Origin of the sequence: Salinispora fenicalii (assembly GCF_000514815.1) — a bacterium.
Taxonomy (GTDB): Bacteria; Actinomycetota; Actinomycetes; order Mycobacteriales; family Micromonosporaceae; genus Micromonospora; species Micromonospora fenicalii.
Genome location: NZ_AZWQ01000008.1, coordinates 153,878 through 171,530, shown reverse-complemented (window position 1 = coordinate 171,530; position 17,653 = coordinate 153,878). Strand labels below are relative to the sequence as shown.

Annotated in this window: 13 protein-coding genes; 6 read left to right on the top strand and 7 right to left on the bottom strand. The window is 70.6% G+C overall.

The features are described 5' to 3' along the window. Position 1: 1 nt before the first annotated feature. The 4 genes from B116_RS0100770 (at position 2) to B116_RS0100755 (ending at position 8,110) form a co-directional block, all read left to right on the top strand. A complete protein-coding gene (locus B116_RS0100770; RefSeq protein ID WP_018723609.1) occupies positions 2–916 on the top strand; it encodes a carbohydrate ABC transporter permease in 915 nt (304 codons plus the stop codon). Between the two features lie 47 nt (positions 917–963). Further along, complete coding sequence (locus B116_RS24565; protein WP_033667208.1) at positions 964–3,012, top strand: endo-beta-N-acetylglucosaminidase; 2,049 nt, start codon at positions 964–966, stop codon at positions 3,010–3,012. 179 nt (positions 3,013–3,191) lie between these two features. Beyond that, a complete protein-coding gene (locus B116_RS0100760; RefSeq protein ID WP_018723606.1) occupies positions 3,192–7,388 on the top strand; it encodes a glycoside hydrolase family 38 N-terminal domain-containing protein in 4,197 nt (1,398 codons plus the stop codon). Then, entirely contained in the window at positions 7,385–8,110 is a 726-nt protein-coding gene (locus tag B116_RS0100755) for a DUF7158 domain-containing protein (protein ID WP_018723605.1), read from the top strand. The genes B116_RS0100760 and B116_RS0100755 overlap by 4 nt, the downstream gene beginning before the upstream one ends. 94 nt (positions 8,111–8,204) lie before the next feature. Here the strand turns inward: B116_RS0100755 and B116_RS0100750 are convergent, their stop codons facing one another. From B116_RS0100750 to B116_RS0100725, 6 genes are all read right to left on the bottom strand, one after another. Beyond that, the gene (locus B116_RS0100750) at positions 8,205–9,938 is read right to left on the bottom strand and encodes an RCC1 domain-containing protein (protein WP_027658909.1); all 1,734 of its coding nucleotides are present in this window, start codon (positions 9,936–9,938) and stop codon (positions 8,205–8,207) included. A gap of 221 nt (positions 9,939–10,159) precedes the next feature. Continuing rightward, positions 10,160–10,987 (bottom strand): DUF72 domain-containing protein, encoded by an 828-nt coding sequence (locus B116_RS0100745; protein ID WP_027658908.1) that lies wholly within the window; start codon positions 10,985–10,987, stop codon positions 10,160–10,162. A gap of 211 nt (positions 10,988–11,198) precedes the next feature. Beyond that, positions 11,199–11,717 carry a hypothetical protein gene (locus tag B116_RS0100740; RefSeq protein ID WP_018723602.1) on the bottom strand — a complete coding sequence of 173 codons (519 nt, stop codon included), beginning with the start codon at positions 11,715–11,717 and terminating at the stop codon, positions 11,199–11,201. Between the two features lie 144 nt (positions 11,718–11,861). Then, positions 11,862–12,068 carry a hypothetical protein gene (locus B116_RS24560; protein ID WP_033667207.1) on the bottom strand — a complete coding sequence of 69 codons (207 nt, stop codon included), beginning with the start codon at positions 12,066–12,068 and terminating at the stop codon, positions 11,862–11,864. 31 nt (positions 12,069–12,099) lie between these two features. Then, positions 12,100–13,131, bottom strand: coding sequence for a sensor histidine kinase (locus tag B116_RS0100730; RefSeq protein ID WP_018723600.1), 1,032 nt, complete (start codon positions 13,129–13,131; stop codon positions 12,100–12,102). Then, positions 13,124–13,816, bottom strand: coding sequence for a response regulator transcription factor (locus B116_RS0100725; RefSeq protein WP_018723599.1), 693 nt, complete (start codon positions 13,814–13,816; stop codon positions 13,124–13,126). Before B116_RS0100725 ends, B116_RS0100730 begins: the two co-directional genes overlap by 8 nt. A 156-nt stretch (positions 13,817–13,972) precedes the next feature. Here B116_RS0100725 and B116_RS0100720 point away from each other — a divergent pair, with 156 nt between their 5' ends. Beyond that, entirely contained in the window at positions 13,973–14,635 is a 663-nt protein-coding gene (locus B116_RS0100720) for a GNAT family N-acetyltransferase (protein ID WP_018723598.1), read from the top strand. Positions 14,636–14,882: 247 nt separating this feature from the next. On the opposite strand, the gene B116_RS0100715 is transcribed toward B116_RS0100720, so the two are convergent. Beyond that, the gene (locus B116_RS0100715) at positions 14,883–16,343 is read right to left on the bottom strand and encodes a glycoside hydrolase family 3 N-terminal domain-containing protein (RefSeq protein WP_027658907.1); all 1,461 of its coding nucleotides are present in this window, start codon (positions 16,341–16,343) and stop codon (positions 14,883–14,885) included. Between the two features lie 118 nt (positions 16,344–16,461). Here B116_RS0100715 and B116_RS0100710 point away from each other — a divergent pair, with 118 nt between their 5' ends. Then, entirely contained in the window at positions 16,462–17,637 is a 1,176-nt protein-coding gene (locus B116_RS0100710; protein WP_027658906.1) for an ROK family transcriptional regulator, read from the top strand. The last annotated feature ends 16 nt before the right edge of the window (positions 17,638–17,653 follow it).

Here is a 17,653-nt window from a genome sequence, read left to right as displayed (position 1 = left end):
CATGACGCAGCTCACCACCCCTCCCGCCGGCGCTCCGGCGAAGACGCCGGCCTCCGCGCCGAAGCGACGGCGTCGGGGCTCGGGCTTCGGCACCATGCGGCGGCGCGAGAAGCTGCTCCGGTACGCGCTGCTGCTGCTGGCGCTGGTGGTGACCGTCGGGCCGTTCGTGTGGCAGCTGTCCACCTCCCTGAAAGGCGCCGGCGAGAACATCTACACCCTGACGCCGCAGTTCATTCCCTCCGATCCGACGTTCGACAACTACCTGCGGGTGACCGAGACGATCCCCGTCCTGTCGTACGCGAAGAACTCGCTGATCGTGGCGGCGATGGCGGTCGCCGGTAACGCCGTGGGCGCCACCCTGGCCGGGTTCGCCCTCGCCAAGCTGCACTTCCGGGGCCGGACGCTGTTTCTCGCGCTGGTGCTCGGCACCCTGGTGCTGCCCGGCGAGGTGACGATCATCTCGCAGTACGTGACGGTCCGCAGCCTCGGTCTGGCCGACACGTTGGTCGGTGTGGCGCTGCCCACCGCTGTCGCCATGTTGAACGTGCTGTTGATGCGCGCGGCGTTCATGGCGATCCCCGACGAGATGGACGAGGCGGCGGTGATCGACGGGGCGTCGGCCTGGCAACGGCTGATCCATGTCGGACTCCCCAACGTGCGGGGAATGCTCAGCGTCATCACGATCTTCGCGTTCATCGGCGCCTGGGATGACTTCCTGTGGCCGTTGATCGTGTTGACCGACCCGCAGAACTACACCCTCACCGTCGGCCTGCAGTACCTCAGCGGTGCCTTCACCTCGAACCCGCGGGTCATCGCGGCCGGCACGATGATCGCGTTCATTCCGATCGTCATTGTCTTCGCGACGCTGCAACGGTTCTTCTTCCGCGGCGTCGAGGAGGGGGCGATCAAGGGGTAACCCTCGCCCCACCCCCACCCCCCCACCCCCAATGGAGGTGATCCTGGATGCGACGCCTGCTTCTGTCCCTGCTGGTTGGTGCCACAGTCGTGGCTGGCAGCACCCTCAACGCGGCCCCCACCGCGGCAGCCAACACCAACCCGCAGGACGACAGTCAGCCGTACGCCTCGTACTGGTTCCCGAACGAGATCCTCGACTGGGACCCGGACACCGACCCCGACGCCCGCTTCAACCGAGCGACTGTTCCGCTTCAGAAGCGGGTCTCCGACCCCGCCCTGAAGGCCAACCCGAACGCGCGGGCCGGCGAGGGCGAGGTGGCGTCGCTGGTGTCGTTCGCCCCGACGTCGGACAACCCGTCCCAGGGCTCGCTCGACGAGAACTACTACGCGTTCGGGCACTGGCAGTACATCGACACCCTGGTCTTCTGGGGCGGATCGTCCGTCGAGGGCCTGATCCTCGCGCCGAACCCCACGGTGATCGACGCCGCGCACCGCAACGGCGTCAAGGTGTACGGCACTGTCTTCTTCCCGCCGGTCGCCTACGGCGGGAAGATCGACTGGGTGCATGACTTCGTCGCCAAGTCGGGCTCGACCTATCCGGTCGTGGACAAGCTCGCCGAGGTGGCCGAGTACTACGGCTTCGAGGGCTGGTTCATCAACCAGGAGACGACGGGTGGCGACGCCGCCCTCGCCACCGAGATGCGCAACGCCATGACCCACGGCCGCAAGCAGGGCCTGGAGTTCATGTGGTACGACGCGATGACCGAATCCGGCCCCATCTCCTGGCAGAACGCGCTCACCGACGCCAACGACGCGTTCCTGGGTAGTGGCCGGAAGCCGGTCGCCGACTCGATGTTCCTCAACTTCTGGTGGTCCAACAGCGAACTGCTCGCGGAGTCGCGGGAGCACGCGCAGTCGCTTCGGCGCAGCGAGTACGACCTGCACGCCGGCATCGACACCGAGGCCAACGGCTACCACACCAACGTCGACTGGGACTCCCTGTTCCCGGCCGACGAGTCGCACGTCACCTCCCTGGGCATCTACCGCCCGGAGTGGACCTGGAAGTCCTCGAGCGGGCCCGCTGACTTCCGGGAGCGTGATTCTCGCTACTGGGTCGGTGCGAACGGCGACCCCTCGAACACCGCGACCTCCTCGCCCTGGAAGGGGCTCGCCAACTACCTCGCCGAGTCCACCCCGGTGACCCGGAGACCCTTCGTGACCAGCTTCAACACCGGAAACGGTGACGCTTACCACGTCCTGGGTGAGCGGGTGCACACCGGTGGCTGGAACAACCTGTCGCTGCAGGACGTGCCGCCGACGTACCAGTGGGTCGTCTCCTCGACCGGCACGAAGCTGACGCCGTCGCTGGACTTCACCGACGCCTACGAGGGCGGCTCGACGCTGCGCCTCAACGGCACGCTGGACGCCACGAACACCGTGCGCCTCTACCAGACCCAGCTGAAGGTCGCCACGGACACCAAGCTGTCGGCGGTCGTCAAGACCCCGCAGGCCGGTGCGACCCACCTGAGCGCGGCAGTGGCGTTCACCGACGCCCCGGACACCTTCATCCCCCTCGACCTGGGCTCGACCTCCGGCACCGGCTGGGAGCGACGCGTCCTGGACCTCTCCGAGTACGCCGGCAAGACGATCGCCCAGATCGGGTTGCAGGCGTCAGCGTCCGAGGCGGTCCCGTCCTACGACATCAAGGTCGGCCAGCTCGCCGTCTACGACGGCAAGGTGGACCGCGTCACCCCGCCGACCGATCTGACCGTCCTGGGCAGCACCGACGTCTCGGCGAGCCAGCAGACGCTGCGGCTGGCCTGGACCCCCTCGGCCAAGGGGACGGTGCACCACTACGAGGTGTACCGTCGCAACCCGGACGGCAGCCGCACCCTCCTGGGTGCCACGCCGAATGACGCGTACTTCGTGCCGCAGCTTGACCGGGTCGGCACCGAGACCAGCGTGACCATCGAGGTCGAGGCGGTCTCGACCGAGTACGGCCGCTCCACCGCGGCGACCACCACCGTCACCTGGTCCGGCACCGCGCCGACCAGGACCAACCCGGCGCTTGACCGGTCGGCGAACGCGCCGAGTTGACGACACATCCAGTGAGCGTCAACACCCGGTACGTGCGGCTGGTTGTCACCACCCTGACCCAGAACGACGACCTCGTCGTCTGCGCCCACGAGTCTGTGGCCAGCGGCGAATAGCCTCCCCAACTGCCACCGGCGCGATGTGTTTGCGCTGGTGGGCGTACCAACAGAAAGGATGACCCCGTGTCGGTCATGATTACCGCCGTCGAGTCCACCGACCTGTTCGTCGGTACCGAAGACAATCCGCGTCAGGTGCTCCGCGTGACACTTGACGGACCCGCCGGCCCAGTCACCGTCACCGGGCCCGGTGTCTCCGGTAACGCGACCGGCACGGGCGTCGTCGAGGTCCCCCTGGACATCGACGACCGAACCCCCGGCACGAAGCTGCCGGTAACCGTCACGGCCGGCGACGCGACCGCGGAAGCCACGGTCGAGGTCGCCGAGCCGGGCTGGACGATGTTCCTCGTCTCACACTTCCACTACGACCCGGTGTGGTGGAACACGCAGGCCGCGTACACCTCGCCGTGGGAGCTGCTCTCCGGCGACGCCACCACCCGGCCGCTCTGGGAGCGCAACGGCTTCGCGCTGGTGGACGCGCACATGGACCTCGCCCTGCGCGACCCGGTGTACACCTTCGTCCTCGCCGAGATCGACTACCTGAAGCCGTACTTCGACCTGCACCCCGAGCGACGGGCGGACCTGCGCCTGCTGATCGAGCGTGGTCAGGTCGAGCTGATCGGTGGCACCTACAACGAGCCCAACACCAACCTCACCGGCGCCGAGACCACCATCCGTAACATCATTTACGGTGTCGGCTACCAGCGGGACATCCTCGGCGGCGATCCGCAGACGGCCTGGCAGCTGGACGTGTTCGGGCATGACCCGCAGTTCCCGGGCTACCTCGCCGACGCCGGACTGACCGGCTCGGCCTGGGCCCGCGGCCCGTTCCACCAGTGGGGGCCGATCCAGAAGAACTTCCGCGAGGCCAAGAACGACGCGACGGTGATGCAGTTCCCGAGCGAGTTCGAGTGGATCTCGCCGTCGGGTCTCGGTGTCCTCACCCACTTCATGCCGCACCACTACTCGGCCGGCTGGTGGATGGACTCCTCGCCGGACCTGGCCAGCGCCGAGAAGGCCGTCTACGAGCTGTACCAGCGCCTCAAGCCGGTCGGCGCGACGAAGAACCTGCTGCTGCCGGTCGGCACCGACTACACCCCGCCGAACAAGTGGGTCACCGAGATCCACCGTTCGTGGGCCGAGAAGTACGTCTGGCCTCGCTTCGTCTGCGGTAACCCGCGGGACTTCCTCGACGCCGTCCGCGCGGAACTGGCCGAGACCGGCCGCCGCCCCAGCCCACAGACGCGGGACATGAACCCGGTCTACACGGGCAAGGACGTCTCCTACATCGACACCAAGCAGGCGCAGCGGGCCGGCGAGGTCGCCGCCGTGGACGCGGAGAAGCTGGCGACGCTGGCTGCGCTGGAAGGGCTCGGCCGCTACCCCGACGCCGCGCTCGACAAGGTGTGGCGGCAGCTCGCCTACGGCGCCCACCACGACGCGATCACCGGATCGGAGTCCGACCAGGTCTACATCGACCTGCTCTCCGGCTGGCGGGAAGCGTACGACCTGGCGGCCGCCGTCCGGGACCGGGCGTTGGACGTGCTCGTCGGGACGGTCGACACCACCGGTGACGGGACTCCGATCGTCGTCGCGAACACGCTCTCCTTCGTCCGCTCCGACCTGGTGTCGGTACGGCTGCCCGAGGGCCACGACGGTGGCCGGGTGATCGACGACACCGGCGCCGAGGTGCCGGCCGTCGTTGACCGGGGGACGCTGCGGTTCCACGCCGCCGACGTCCCCGCCCTGGGGTGGCGGACCTGGCGGCTGCTGCCGGGCGTCTCCAGCGCCGAGCCGGCCTGGACGCCCGCCGACGGTGCCGCGATCGAGAACGCCTTCTACCGGGTCACCGCCGACGCCGAGCGCGGTGGCGGACTCGACAGCATCTACGACAAGCTCTCGAAGCGGGAGCTGATCCGCGCCGACCACCTCGGCAACGAGCTGCGGATCTACGAGGAGTACCCGGCCCACCCGGACTTCGGCGAGGGCCCGTGGCACCTGATCCCGAAGGGCCCGGTCGTGGGGAGCGCGGCGGCGGGGGCGACGGTCCGCGTCGAGACCAGCCCGATCGGTTCCCGCCTGGTGGTCTCCGGTGTCGTGGACGAGATCGGCTACGAGCAGACGATCACGCTGTGGCACGGTGTGCGCCGCGTGGACTGCCGTACCCGCATCGTCGACTTCGCCGGCGCTGACCGGCTGGTCCGGGTGCGGTTCCCGGTCGACCTGCCCGGCGCGCTGCCGGTCTCCGAGGTGGCCGCCGCGGTGGTCGGCCGTGGGTTCGCGCTGCCGGACGTGGATGCCGCCGAGGCACCCTGGACGCTGGACAACCCGGCCAACACCTGGTTCGGGCTCGGCTCCACGGCGCGGGTCTCGCTCTCCGACGCCGCCGGTTCCCCGCTGGGTGACCGGGCCCTGGGCGTCGCCGAGGTTGTCACGCCCACGCTCGACGAGGCGGCCGACGCCCGCGACCTGGTCGTCGCGCTGGCCGCGGTCGGCGTCACCGTGACCACCGCCAGCGCCGACTGGGCGCGGTACGGCTGGCTCGATGTCGACTCGAACCTGCCCGACTTCCGCATTGTCATCGGCGGGTCGCAGACCAACGACGCCGCCCGGGAACTGCTGGAGCGGGCGGGCCCGGAGTACGTCGAGGCGCTGGAGCAGCACGGCCGGGTCTGGATTCCGGCGGAGAAGCCGCTGCACGAGGTGTGGCAGCCCAACGCCGACCTGCGGGACCTGCGGGCGCTACCGGCGCTCGTGGTCACCGACGTCGCCGCGCTCACCGAGGACGTCGCCGACGCCCAGATCCAGGCGTGCTGCCCGGGTACGGTGCCGACCTCGGAGCTGCTGGTTGACCACACCGTCGCGATGCTCACCTACGGGCTGCCCGGGTTCGCCATCGACCCGACCGGAGCACTGCACCTGTCGCTGATGCGCTCGTGCACCGGCTGGCCGTCCGGGGTGTGGATCGACCCGCCGAAGCGGACCCTGCCCGACGGCGCGTCGTTCCAGCTGCAGCACTGGACCCACGAGTTCAACTACGCGGTGACCAGTGGCGACGGCGACTGGCGGGCGCTCACGCTGCCCGCGCAGGGCCAGGAGTACAACCACCCGCTGTACGGCCGGGTCGCCGAGAACCACTCGGGGACGAAGCCAGCGACGCACTCGTACCTGGGGGTGGAGCCGGCCCGGGAGGTGCTGATCGGGACGCTCAAGCCGACCGGCAACCCGATCGCGCACGGCGCCGCCGCGTCCTCGGACCCGGCGGACGCGGTCAGTCTGCGGCTGCTCGAGTCCACCGGGCTCGGCCGTTCCGCGACCCTGACCGGTGCGCTGGCCCTGTCCGACAAGCACCAGGCCGACCTGTTGGAACGTCGTGGTGCGGCGCTCGCGGACTCGATCGAGTTGGCGGGTTCGCAGGTCACCACGGTCGTCGGCGTGCCGGCAGCGGCCCCGCGCAGCGAGGAACCGCTCGGGCCCGAGGTCGAGATCGCCCAGCCGGTGCACTCCCGGTACTGGTTGCACAACCGGGGCCCGGCGCCGATGGGTTACCTGCCGGTTTCGGTGGGTGTCTCCCCGGGGCTGCTGCGGACCGTCGGTGAGCCGGTCGAGGTCTCCGTGGTGCTCGCCTCGCACCTGCGGGACGCGGCCGTCGAGGGGACCGTCACCATCCTCGCCCCGCAGGGGTGGACGGCCTCGCTGGGCAGCCGCCCGTACCGGCTCGACCCGGATGGTCAGCTTCGCTTCGACGTCACCGTGACGCCGCCGGAAGGGGTGGAGTCCGGGCTGTACTTCATCACGGCGCGGACCGAGCACCTTGGGCAGACCATCGAGGATGTCACCACGGTCGCCGTCGGCGAGCTTCCCGCGTTGCTGCCGGTGCCCGGGGACATTCCGGAGGACTGGGACGCGGCGCAGGGCACGAAGGCCGAGACGGGACGTGACACCGGGCTCACGGTGGACGTCACCACCACTTCGGTCACCGTCGCCCCCGGTGGGCGGGCGACCGTCGGCGTGTCTCTGCACAACCGCACTCGGGGGGAGATCCGGGCTGAGCTCCAGCTCGTCTCGCCCTGGGGCACCTGGGACGCCATCGCCGAGCCGATCCGTGGCGTCGCGTTGCCCGCGGGCGAGTCCGACACGATCACCTTCGACGTCGTTCCCCCGCGGGACGCCGATCCGGGCCGATTCTGGGCGCTGGTGAAGGTGATGTGGTTCGGCCGTTGCCAGTACGCCCCGACGGTTGAATTGGTGCTGGAGCCATGACCACCGCGCAGCTCGACGAGTCGGTGCTGGGCTGGCTCGACGGACGGCCACTGGACCGTACGGAACTTGACCGCCGGCTCGCCGCCCTGCGCGGCGGGCTGCGGTCCTCCGCCCTGCCGGTGCCCGGTAGTGCGGAGGACCGGCAGCTGACCCGCTGGGTGGCGCAGGTGATCCTGACCGAACAGCTCTGCAGTGCGGAGGCCGAGGCCCGTGGTCTCGACGTGACGGATGCGCCACTGGTTCGGTTGGATCAGCTGGCCGCCGTCGAGTTCGGATCCATCACCGCGGCGGCGTTCGAGGGCTGCGCCGCGGTCCGGGCGCTGTACGCGGAGCTGACCGCGGAGGTCACCGCGCCAGCGGAGCAGGTCGCTGCCTACCGTGCGGCGACCGCTGCGTCCTCGGCCGGAGTCGTGTGGCAGTTGTCCTCCGCGGATGGCGACTTCGAAGCGACCCCGGACTCGTTGCCGGCGGCGTTGGCGGAGGCGTTGCGCTCGGCCACGCCGGGGGAGACGGTCACCGTCGACTCGTGGACGGTGGTGCTTCGGGGGCATCGGGAGTTGGTCGATCCGGCTCTTGATCCGACTGATCGGATCAACGACTCCGCGCGTCGGGTCGCCTTTGTTCGGTGGCTTGACCACGCTCGCGCGCACCGGCTGCGGCTGGTGCCGGGGCTGGAGCACCCGGGCGACCCGAACCAGCCCGACAACTACCACCGGCACTGACGATCCGGTATCACCGGCACTGACGGCTCCGGCCGGGGCTGCCCGTCGCTATCGGCGACGAGCAGCCCCGGCCGGGCTTTGTGCTTGCTACTCGCTACTTCTGGTGGTGGGTGGAGCGGTGTCGGCGGGTGAGGAACATGAAGCTGGCACCGACGAGGATGAGCAGGGTGGCGGTGCCGAGCAGGCTGGGCAGGCTGGCCCCGGTGATGGGTAGGTCTGGGTCGGTCGGGTCAGTGGGGTCGGTTGGGTCAGTGGGGTCGGTCGGGTTGGTCGGCTCAGTGACGGTGATGGTGACGGCCTCGGAGTCACTGTTGGGGCAGAGGACGGTCGTGCTGGTGTAGTGGGCGGTGATGGTGTGGGTGCCGACCGGCAGCCGAGTGGTGTAGGTGGCGGTGCTGTTGCTGTCCAGGGGCACGGTGGCGAGGTCGATGTTGTTGTTGCGGAAGGTGATGTCGCCGGTCGCGGGTCCGGGGTCACAGGTGACGGTGGCGGTGAGCGTGACGTCCTGATCCGTGGTCGGGTCCGGCGGCGAGACCTGCAGGTCCGTGCTGGAGGTCGCGATCAGGGTGGGCAGGGCCAGGCTGTGGTTGCTGCCGACGGCGGTGGTGGTCACGGTGGTGCCGGCGGGCAGGCTGACCGCGATGGGGGTGTTGCTGCTGCTGGCGGTGGTGACCTCGGCACCGAGTTGACCGAAGGAGTTGTCGCCCCAGGCGAGGGCGGTTTCGGTGTTGGTTATCGCCACGGTGTGGTTGCCGTTGTTGGCGGCGATGGCGGTGAGCGTGGTGTCGGCGGGAAGGACGACCTCGACCGGGGTGTTGCTGGTGAGGTTGTTTCCGTTGCCGAGCTGGCCGGAGGAGTTGTTACCCCAGCTGGCGGCGGTGCCGTTGCCGAACAACGCCACACTGTGGATGCGGCCAGCGGCGACAGCGACTACCTCGGTGCCCGGTGCCACCGCGACGTTGACCGGCGCGAGGGCGTCGTCGTTGGTCCCGTCCCCGAGCTGCCCCTGGGAGTTGTCCCCCCAGGCGACGGCGACGTTGTCAGAGGTTATCGCCAGGCTGTGGGCGGCGCCGCCGGCGATCCCGGCGAGCGTGGTACCCGGCAGCAGCGCGACGTTGACCGGTGCGTTGGTGTTGTTGGTGGTCTCGTCGCCCAGTTGGCCTTGGTCGTTGCCGCCCCAGGCGAGGGCGCCGCCGGTGGAGGTCAGCGACAGGCTGTGGACGGCCCCGGCGGCGATGGCGGTCGCCGTGGTGCCGCCGGGCAGGCTGACGGTGGTGGGTGTGCTGGTGGCGTCGTTGGTGCCGTCGCCGAGCTGGCCGGAGGAGTTGTCGCCCCAGGCGAAGACGGTGCCACTGGAGGTCAACGCCAGACTGTGGACGTTGCCGGCGGCGATGGCGGTAACCTCTGCTCCGGCGGGTAGGTCTACCGCGACGGGGGTGTTGCTGCTGTTCGTGGTGCCGTCGCCGAGCTGGCCGAAGGAGTTGTCGCCCCAGGCGAGCAGGGTGCCGGTGTTGGTCAACGCCAGGCTGTGGGAGGCGCCGCCGGCGATGTCGGTGACCAGGGTGCCGGCGGGGAGGCTGACCTCGACCGGTACCTCGCTGTTGTCATTGGTCCCGATACCCAACTGCCCCTTGTCGTTCTCGCCCCAGGACAGGGCGGTGTCTGTCACGGCGGCCTTCGCTGGTGGCTTGTTCTGCGCGAACACGGGCGACACGACGACCGCCTGCGTGACCGTCACGGCCAGTGCGAGGGAGAGCCAGCCGGCGGCGGTGCGTCCCGTCTGTTGCCCTCCAACGCCTCGGCCGAGCCGTTGACCGATTCCTTGCATCGTGCATACCTCCGAGCCGGCAAATGACCGCTAATAGGGCAGCAGCCATCCTTAGCCACCTATCCCCCTGTGCGGGTAGAAATATCTCTACCGTCAAGAACAACGCGTATCGGGCGTTAAGGGTGTCGGTCTGGGCAAAAGGACGATTGACTCGGCTTCCGCAACGTGGGTCAGCGCCGACGGCGGCGCTCAGCGGTGACTGCGCTCAGCAGCGGCGGCGCTCAGAAGAGCGTCAGCGGCTGCACCGGAGCCGGTTGGGGCAGCGGCTCGAGCGCGGGTACGCGGGCGCGCACCTCGTCGTGGAAGCGACGGGCGAGCACCGGGGCATCGGCGTTGTCTGGAGTGTGGACGAAGAAGGTGGGCGAGCGGCCCTCGTGGAGCCAGCCGGCGACGGTGTCGACCCAGCGCCGCCAGCCCGCACTGGTCTGGTCGGGATCGTCCCGGCCAAGGTAACGGACGATCGGCCGGTCGGTCAGCGCCGCCGAGCGGAGCGGCATCCGTGGCTTCTTCGTCCAGGCGTCCCGCTCCGCGTCGCTGGTCGGTGGGCGGGCGAAGAATGTGGTGGTGTCGAAGGGGACCCACTCGGTGTCGGTGGCGGCCAGCGTCCGGACCAACAACTGGGCCGCGCTGGAGTCGACGAAGAACGCGGGGTGGCGCACCTCGACCGCGTACCGGTAGGTCGGCGGAAGACGCCGCAGAAAGCGGGCGAGGACGGCCACGTCGTCAGGCGCGAAAGAACCGGGCAGCTGGATCCAGAGGGCCTGCGCCCGGGGGCCCAGGGGTTCGACCGCGTCGAGGAAGGCGCGCAGCGGTTCGTCGACGGCGCCGAGACGGCGCTCGTGCGTGACAACCCGGGGCAGCTTGAGCACGAACCCGAAGTCCGGGTCGGTCTGCTGCGCCCAGGAGGAGACCGTCTCCCGAGAGGGGGTCGCGTAGAAGGTGGTGTTCCCCTCCACCGCCGTGCACCATCCGGCGTAGTGCCGCAGGCGCTCGGGTGCCGGTAGGGGGTGGGCCACCAGACGCCCCTGCCACGCCTTGTGCGTCCACATCGCGCATCCCACCTGGAGCCGCACGCGGTATCCCTTCGCCGAAACGCCGACAGCTGGGCTCGGCCCCGCTGACCCACGCGGCCGGCGTATCAACGCCGCTCGCCGCGCCACGGCGGAGCGGTCGGGGCGAAGCAGGACGGAGCAGGACAGGGGCGGGCGGGGTCGAGACGACACGTACCGCCGCGACCCCGGCCGCCGGAAAGCGAGCTGGTCAGTCCGGGGTGGGGAAGCCGTACCGGGCGGCGTGCTCCGGATCGGCCGGGTCGATCTGGCGTACGCCGGAGTCGGCGAGGCGCTTGTTGACCTCGTCCAGCCGCTCGCGCACCAGCCGGGCCTCCTCCTCGGTGACTCGACCCCGGTGCGGTCGGCCCGCGTGCTCGATACTGCTGTAGTCGACCTTCTCGGCGGCGCGGCGCGTCTTCGGGGGGCGAACCCGCTCGGCGGTCCGCAGCAGCTGCGCCATCGGCGTGTCGGTGGCCATCGCGTCGAACTCGCTGGCTGTCAGTACGACCCGGCGCGGATCGCCCCCGCCGTGGCTGTCGTGGATCTCAACGACCGCGACATCCAGGGCCGCGTCGTCGATGCTCTCCACCTCGGCGGGGATGGCGTCCAACTGTACGGGCCCGGCAACCAGGTCGGGGTGCTCCAGGACGACCACCCGGGTGGCCTCGTCGTCGGGCTGGAGCACCCGGCCGCTGAAGTCGGAGACGCGGATCGTCTTCTTGCCCATGCGCGGAACTTCTCCTGTCGTAGGCCGGTCTGGAGGACCAGCAGACGTTACCCGACAGGTGTGCGAATGCCGGCGTCGGCTCGCCGGTCGGTGCGGTAGTGGTGTTGATCCCGCGTGACGCCCCCTGGGTGGCCCGACGGATGGTCAGCGCGTGTTGAGGTTGCCGGTGGGCAGGCTGTTCAGCTCAACCCAGGTGAGCATCGGAGAGGCGCGGGTGCCGCGGTGCGGTGGCTGGGCCGGGAAGCACTCCGCGGCAACCCAGGCGGTTGGCCAGCGGGCACTGGGGGTGTGGCGGCGACGGTCCGGTGGCTGTTTCGGCATGCCCCCACCATTCCAGGCGATGGTGTACATCGATTGACAATAGCTATAACAATCGATGGGACTAGGCGGCCCGTGGAAGGGGTAGCCGGACCTCGAACCGACACCCGCTAGTGGTGTTGCGGACCTGCACCCGACCGCCGTGTGCCTCGACCAACCCCCGTACGATCGCCAGTCCCAGCCCCCCGGAGCTGGCCAGCTCCCCGGTGCTGGGGCGGGGGGTGCGGGCCCGCTCGCCGCGGAAGGCGACCTCGAAGACGCGGGGTAGATCCCCCTCGGGGATGCCGCCGCAGGTGTCCGCCACGGCCAGCCACGCCCAGTCGGTGTCCGCCCCGGCCTCGACCCGGACGGTCCCCTCCGACGGCGTGTAGCGGACGGCGTTGAGTAGGAGGTTCCCCACCACCCGGGCCAGCTCGGGCTCGCTGGCCAGTACGGTCGGCCAGTCCGAGTCGGGTGCCAGCAGGCGGACTCGGCAGGCGGCCGCCAGCGGTGCGGTGCTGGCGACGGCGTCCGACACGACATCGCCCAGGGGCACCGCCGACAGGGTCAGGCGCAGGGCGCCGGCGTTGATTCGGGAGAGCTCGAAGAGGTCGTCCACCAGCCGGGTCATCCGATCGGTCTCCACCCGGATCCGGCGGTGGTACTCGCTCACCGTCGCGGGATCGTCGACCACCCGGTCCTCCAGCGCCTCAGCCATCGCGCGCAGCCCGGCCAGCGGGGTCCGCAGGTCGTGCGACACCCAGGCGACGAGGTCCCGCCGACCCTGTTCGATCTGGCGTTCCCGCTGCCGGGCCTGGTCCGCCCAGACCGCGGCGGCGGCCAGACGGCGTCCGAAGAGCCAGCCGACCGTGAGGCTTACCAGGGCCGCCGCCGCCACCGTGATCAGCACCACGTTCCGGTCATGCGCCGAGAGGAACATCTCGTTGGCGACCATGGATACCGCGGCCACCATCGCGGTCACCGCGACGACCAGGAGGGTGACGATGTGTACCGTCACCGAGCGTCCGCGCAGCAGGCGCAGGGCGAGCGCGCCGGCCGCGCCGACACAGAGCGCCGGACCGAGCGCGAACGCGAAGATCAGTGCTAGTTCACCCATCGGTCGGCTCGTATCGGTAGCCGATGCCCCAGACCGTCACGATTCGGCGCGGGTTGGCGGGATCGGCCTCCACCTTCTCCCGTAGCCGTCGGACATGGACGGTCACCGTCGACTGGTCACCGAAGTTCCAGCCCCACACCCGCTCCAGCAACTCGGCCCGGCCCAACGCTCGCGCGGGGTGTCGCATCAGGTACGCCAGCAGGTCGAACTCGCGCACGGTGAGGGTCAGTTCGTGGCCGTGCAATCGGGCCACCCGGGGGCCGGTCTCGACCACGAGCGCGCCGTCGCGGAGCACGGTGGCCGGCGCCGTCCGGGGCTCACCGCTGCGCCGCAGTACCGACCCAACCCGCAGCACCAGTTCCCGGGGCGAGAACGGCTTGCTGAGGTAGTCATCCGCGCCCAGCTGCAGGCCGAGGACCCGATCGGCCTCGTCACCGCGCGCGGTGAGCATGACGATGGGTACCCCGCCCGGCTTGGCCCGTAGCCGCCGGCACACCTCCAGGCCGTCGAGCCCGGGCAGCATCAAATCCAGTACGACGAGGTCCGGCGGTTCGGCGGCGACCGCGGCGAGCGCCGAGTTGCCGTCACCGACGTGCCGCACCTGGTAGCCGGCGTGTATCAGATAGCGACAGACCACATCACTGACTGTTCGGTCGTCGTCAACGACCAGCACCCGTTGCGTCACCGGGCCTCCCTCGTCGTTGCCCAGCGTAGCCGCGACGATCGGCTTAAGATCTTGCGAGGCGGTTACGGCCGTCGTCGGCGGCGGTGATCTGCTACCCGCGGGACACCCCGGACGCGGAGTACGACGCGCGGCGAGCAGACCTCGGAGGAGGCGGCGATGGGCAGCCGGCGGCTCTACCTGCACCTGACCACCTGGCTGGGGCAGTGGCCGGCTGGCCCCGGTCTGCACGTGGTCGCCACCCGGCGTCGGGACCAGCCTGCCTGGGACGGCCGGCTCCGGCCGGCGATCGCCGTCTCCGCCGGGGAGCACCAGGTGCTCTCGGTGGCACCGGAACGGGTCGCCACCGTCCGGGAACTGGCCCGGGGCTCGTCCCGGCGGCTCCTCGCTGGCCTGCCGGCGGCTGTCGGCCACCCCGACTGGGTGGTGCACGACGACGTGTTTCGGTGGACCGAGGACCCCGCACCGCTGCCGGATGTCGGGGAGTGGATCCCGCCGACCTCACCCGGCCTGCCGCCCTGGCTTCGACTGTTCGACCGGCCGGTGCTGGTGGTACGTGACGACCGCGGCCGGTACCGGGCCGGGGTCGGCGTCAAGTGCCATGACGCCTACGGCCGGGAACTGGCGGTGGGCACCGTCCCGGCAGCCCGAGGGCGGGGGCTGGCCCGTCGGCTGGTTGCCCAGGCGGCGCGCCACGTCCTCGCCGAGGGGGCGGTGCCGACGTACCTGCACAGTAGGCGGAACGCGGCGTCGGCCCGGGTGGCAGAGGCGGCCGGGTTCCCCGACCGGGGCTGGCGGTCGTTCGGGGTCTACCCGGGCTGAGCCGGCCGGTTCGTGCCCCGGGAGTGGGTAGGGCGCGGACCGGAGCTCCCGGGCCGGAACCCCAGTCCGCGTCCTTCCCCCAGGCCCCCCGCTGGCCACCCGGGGCCGATTGCCGGATGCAGTTGTGACGCTACGTATTTGGCGACGGGTAGGCAAGGGGTGATCGGAGGTGTTGGTGTGTCGAAAACTGGACTCTGACCTGCAGTAAAGGTGTGCGACCGGCCGAAGCAAGCGGTGACGGAGCGTACTAGGTGGGTCTGGCGGTCAGCCCGAGGACTTCGGCGGCGGCGTGGCCATTGGCGTGGCTGGCGCCGTACGTGGTGACGAAGGCGTCGACTCCTGGTGGCCGCCACGGCCCGGGCCAGCCCATCTCGACCACCACCACCGGGTGCTGCGCGGCGAGCGCCGTCACTAGGTCGACGGCGCCGGGCAGCAGGTGTAGCCGTCGGCCGACCAGGACGATCGTCCGCTCGCCGGCGACCCGGCACAGGGCCACCGGATCCGTTTCGGTAGCGACGACCCGCAGCTGCTCGACGTCGGCGAGGTGCGGGCCGAGTCCCCATGGCACGCGTGCCTCGGCGATCGTCGAGTTGGCGTGCAGCTGCACCACCAGGGGACGGCCGAGCCGGGTCAGCGTGCCCTCCACCCGGACCGCGCGGCGGGCAGCGGCGTACCCGAGTTGGGCGGGCAGGGCGTCGGCCGGGCCCGTAGTCCGGGTCCAGGCGGCGAGGTCGGCGGTACGGCCGGCCGCCTCCTCGACCCGGGCCCGTTCCAGCCGGCCGTCGGTGAGCGCCGTCCTGATCTCGTTGGCGACCTGCTCGACCAGGCCAGCATCGACCCGCGCGCCGATGCAGAGCAGGTCCGCCCCGGCGGCAAGTGCCGCGACGGCGGCCGGGCCCACCCCACCCGCGGCCGATGCCGCGCCCTTCATCTCGAGGGCGTCGGTGACGACCGCACCGGTGAAGCCGTACTCGTGGCGCAGAAGCTCAACTAGGGCTGCCCGGCTGAAGGTGGCCGGTCCATCCCCGGTCAGCGTTGGGATTCGGATGTGCGCCGTCATCACCGCCCGGGTGTCGGCGGCGACCACCGCCGCGAACGGCGGTAGGTCCCGCTGGCGGAGGAGCGTCAGCGGGGCGTCGATCGTGGGTAGTTCGTGGTGGGAGTCGGCGACCGTGGCGCCGTGGCCGGGGAAGTGCTTGGCGCAGGCGGCGACGCCGCCGTGTTGCAGGCCGGCTACGGCGGCGGCGGCGTGCGCGGCCACCCGGTCCGGATCGTGGCCAAAGGAGCGGGTGCCGATCACCGGATTCTCGTCGGCGCTGTTGACATCAACGGCCGGGGCCAGGTTGACGGTGATGCCGAGGGTGGCCAACTCCGCTCCGATGGCCTCGTGGACACGTCGGGTCAGCGCCACGTCACCGATCGCGCCGAGTGCGGCATTCCCGGGGTACGGGCTTCCGGTCGCGTGCGCGAGGCGGGTGATGTCGCCGCCTTCCTCGTCGATCGCAATCAGTACGTCGGACCGGGCGGCACGGAGGGCGGTGGTGGCCGCCGCCACCTGTTCGGGGTCGTGCACATTGGTGCCGAAGAGCGTGTGCCCGGCGAGGCCGTCGCCAACGAGGTCAACGGCCCACTGTGGGGGGACCGGGCCCGGGTACGCGGCGAGCAGGGTGCCCAGCACGAGCCGACGAATTCCTGGATCCGGCTTCATCTACTCCCCTGTCGCTCTGTCGGTACGGCCAGTTACCCGTTTCATCGGTGGTCGTTACGCTACGGTTACCTCTTTCGTCGTTGCGCGTGGATAGTTTGATGAAACCTCGAGGACTGGCATGACTATGACCCGGCTCCCCGGCACTCCCCGCCTGTTGCGGGCGCTCAATGACCGCGCGGCGCTGGAGTTGCTGCTGGAGCAGGGTCCGCTGACCCGAGCGCGGCTGGGCGAGTTGACCGGTCTGTCCAAGGTGACCGCATCCCAGCTGGTGGAGCGGCTTGAGGAGCGGGGTCTCGTCACCCGGGTCGGTGAGCAGGCGGGCGGGCGTGGTCCGAACGCCCAGCTGTACGCCGTCCGTCCCGGCAGCGCCCACGTGGTCGGGGTGGACTTCGGGGCCGAACGGGTGGTCGCCGCCTGTGCGGACATCACCGGTGCCGTGGTCGGTCGCTCCGAGCAGCCAACTGGCGATACCGATGACCCGGTCGGCGTGGTGCACAACGCCGTCGTTGCGGCCGTGAGCAGCGCCGGGGCGCCGCTGTCGACCGTACGCCGGGTCGTCCTGGGCGCTCCCGGTCTCGTCGATCCGACCAGTGGTGACATCACCTTCGCGTTCAATCTGCCGCGGTGGCACGCCGGCCTGCTTGGCGCGCTCCGGGACGACCTGCGCACCCGCGTGGTCTTCGAGAACGACGTCAACCTGGTGGCGATGGCCGAGGCGCGGTCGGGAGCGGCGCAGGGCATAGCTGATTTTGTCCTGGTCTGGGTGGACGCCGGTATCGGTCTGGCGATCGTCTTCGGCGGGCGGCTGCACCACGGCAGCACCGGCGCCGCCGGTGAGATCGGCTGGCTGCCGGTGCCTGGCGTGCCGATCCCGCATGCCGCTGCCCCTCGTACGAAGCCCGCGTTCCAGCAGCTCGTCGGCGGGGATGCGGTTCGCGTGCTTGCCCAGGAGTACGGGTATCGCGACGATACGGCGGCCGGCGGGGTCTCCGCGGCGATCGCCGACGGCGCGGCGGGTGCCCCGATGCTGGACGAGCTGGCCCGTCGGCTTGCGCTCGGCGTGACGAGCACTTGTGTGGTGTTGGATCCGCCGCTGGTGGTCCTGGCGGGTGCGGTCGGTCGGGCCGGTGGGGCGGCGTTGGCCGAAAGAGTGCAACGGGAGGTGGCGGCGATCGCCCTGGTTCGGCCGCGGGTGGTGCCGACCGGGCTGACCGAGGAACCGATCCTGCGTGGCGCGCTGCACACCGCCCTGGAGGCCGTTCGGGACGAGGTGTTCGGCTCCACGACGAGCTGACCGACGATCGACAGTG

What these genes read in the sequence shown, in the direction of transcription:
- B116_RS0100730 (WP_018723600.1), bottom strand. Translation starts at nt 13,131, where the DNA reads ATGGGTGAACTAGCACTGATCTTCGCGTTCGCGCTCGGTCCGGCGCTC.
- B116_RS0100755 (WP_018723605.1), top strand. Translation starts at nt 7,385, where the DNA reads ATGACCACCGCGCAGCTCGACGAGTCGGTGCTGGGCTGGCTCGACGGA.
- B116_RS24565 (WP_033667208.1), top strand. Translation starts at nt 964, where the DNA reads ATGCGACGCCTGCTTCTGTCCCTGCTGGTTGGTGCCACAGTCGTGGCT.
- B116_RS0100710 (WP_027658906.1), top strand. Translation starts at nt 16,462, where the DNA reads ATGACTATGACCCGGCTCCCCGGCACTCCCCGCCTGTTGCGGGCGCTC.
- B116_RS0100770 (WP_018723609.1), top strand. Translation starts at nt 2, where the DNA reads ATGACGCAGCTCACCACCCCTCCCGCCGGCGCTCCGGCGAAGACGCCG.
- B116_RS0100750 (WP_027658909.1), bottom strand. Translation starts at nt 9,938, where the DNA reads ATGCAAGGAATCGGTCAACGGCTCGGCCGAGGCGTTGGAGGGCAACAG.
- B116_RS24560 (WP_033667207.1), bottom strand. Translation starts at nt 12,068, where the DNA reads ATGTACACCATCGCCTGGAATGGTGGGGGCATGCCGAAACAGCCACCG.
- B116_RS0100745 (WP_027658908.1), bottom strand. Translation starts at nt 10,987, where the DNA reads ATGTGGACGCACAAGGCGTGGCAGGGGCGTCTGGTGGCCCACCCCCTA.
- B116_RS0100720 (WP_018723598.1), top strand. Translation starts at nt 13,973, where the DNA reads ATGGGCAGCCGGCGGCTCTACCTGCACCTGACCACCTGGCTGGGGCAG.
- B116_RS0100715 (WP_027658907.1), bottom strand. Translation starts at nt 16,343, where the DNA reads ATGAAGCCGGATCCAGGAATTCGTCGGCTCGTGCTGGGCACCCTGCTC.
- B116_RS0100740 (WP_018723602.1), bottom strand. Translation starts at nt 11,717, where the DNA reads ATGGGCAAGAAGACGATCCGCGTCTCCGACTTCAGCGGCCGGGTGCTC.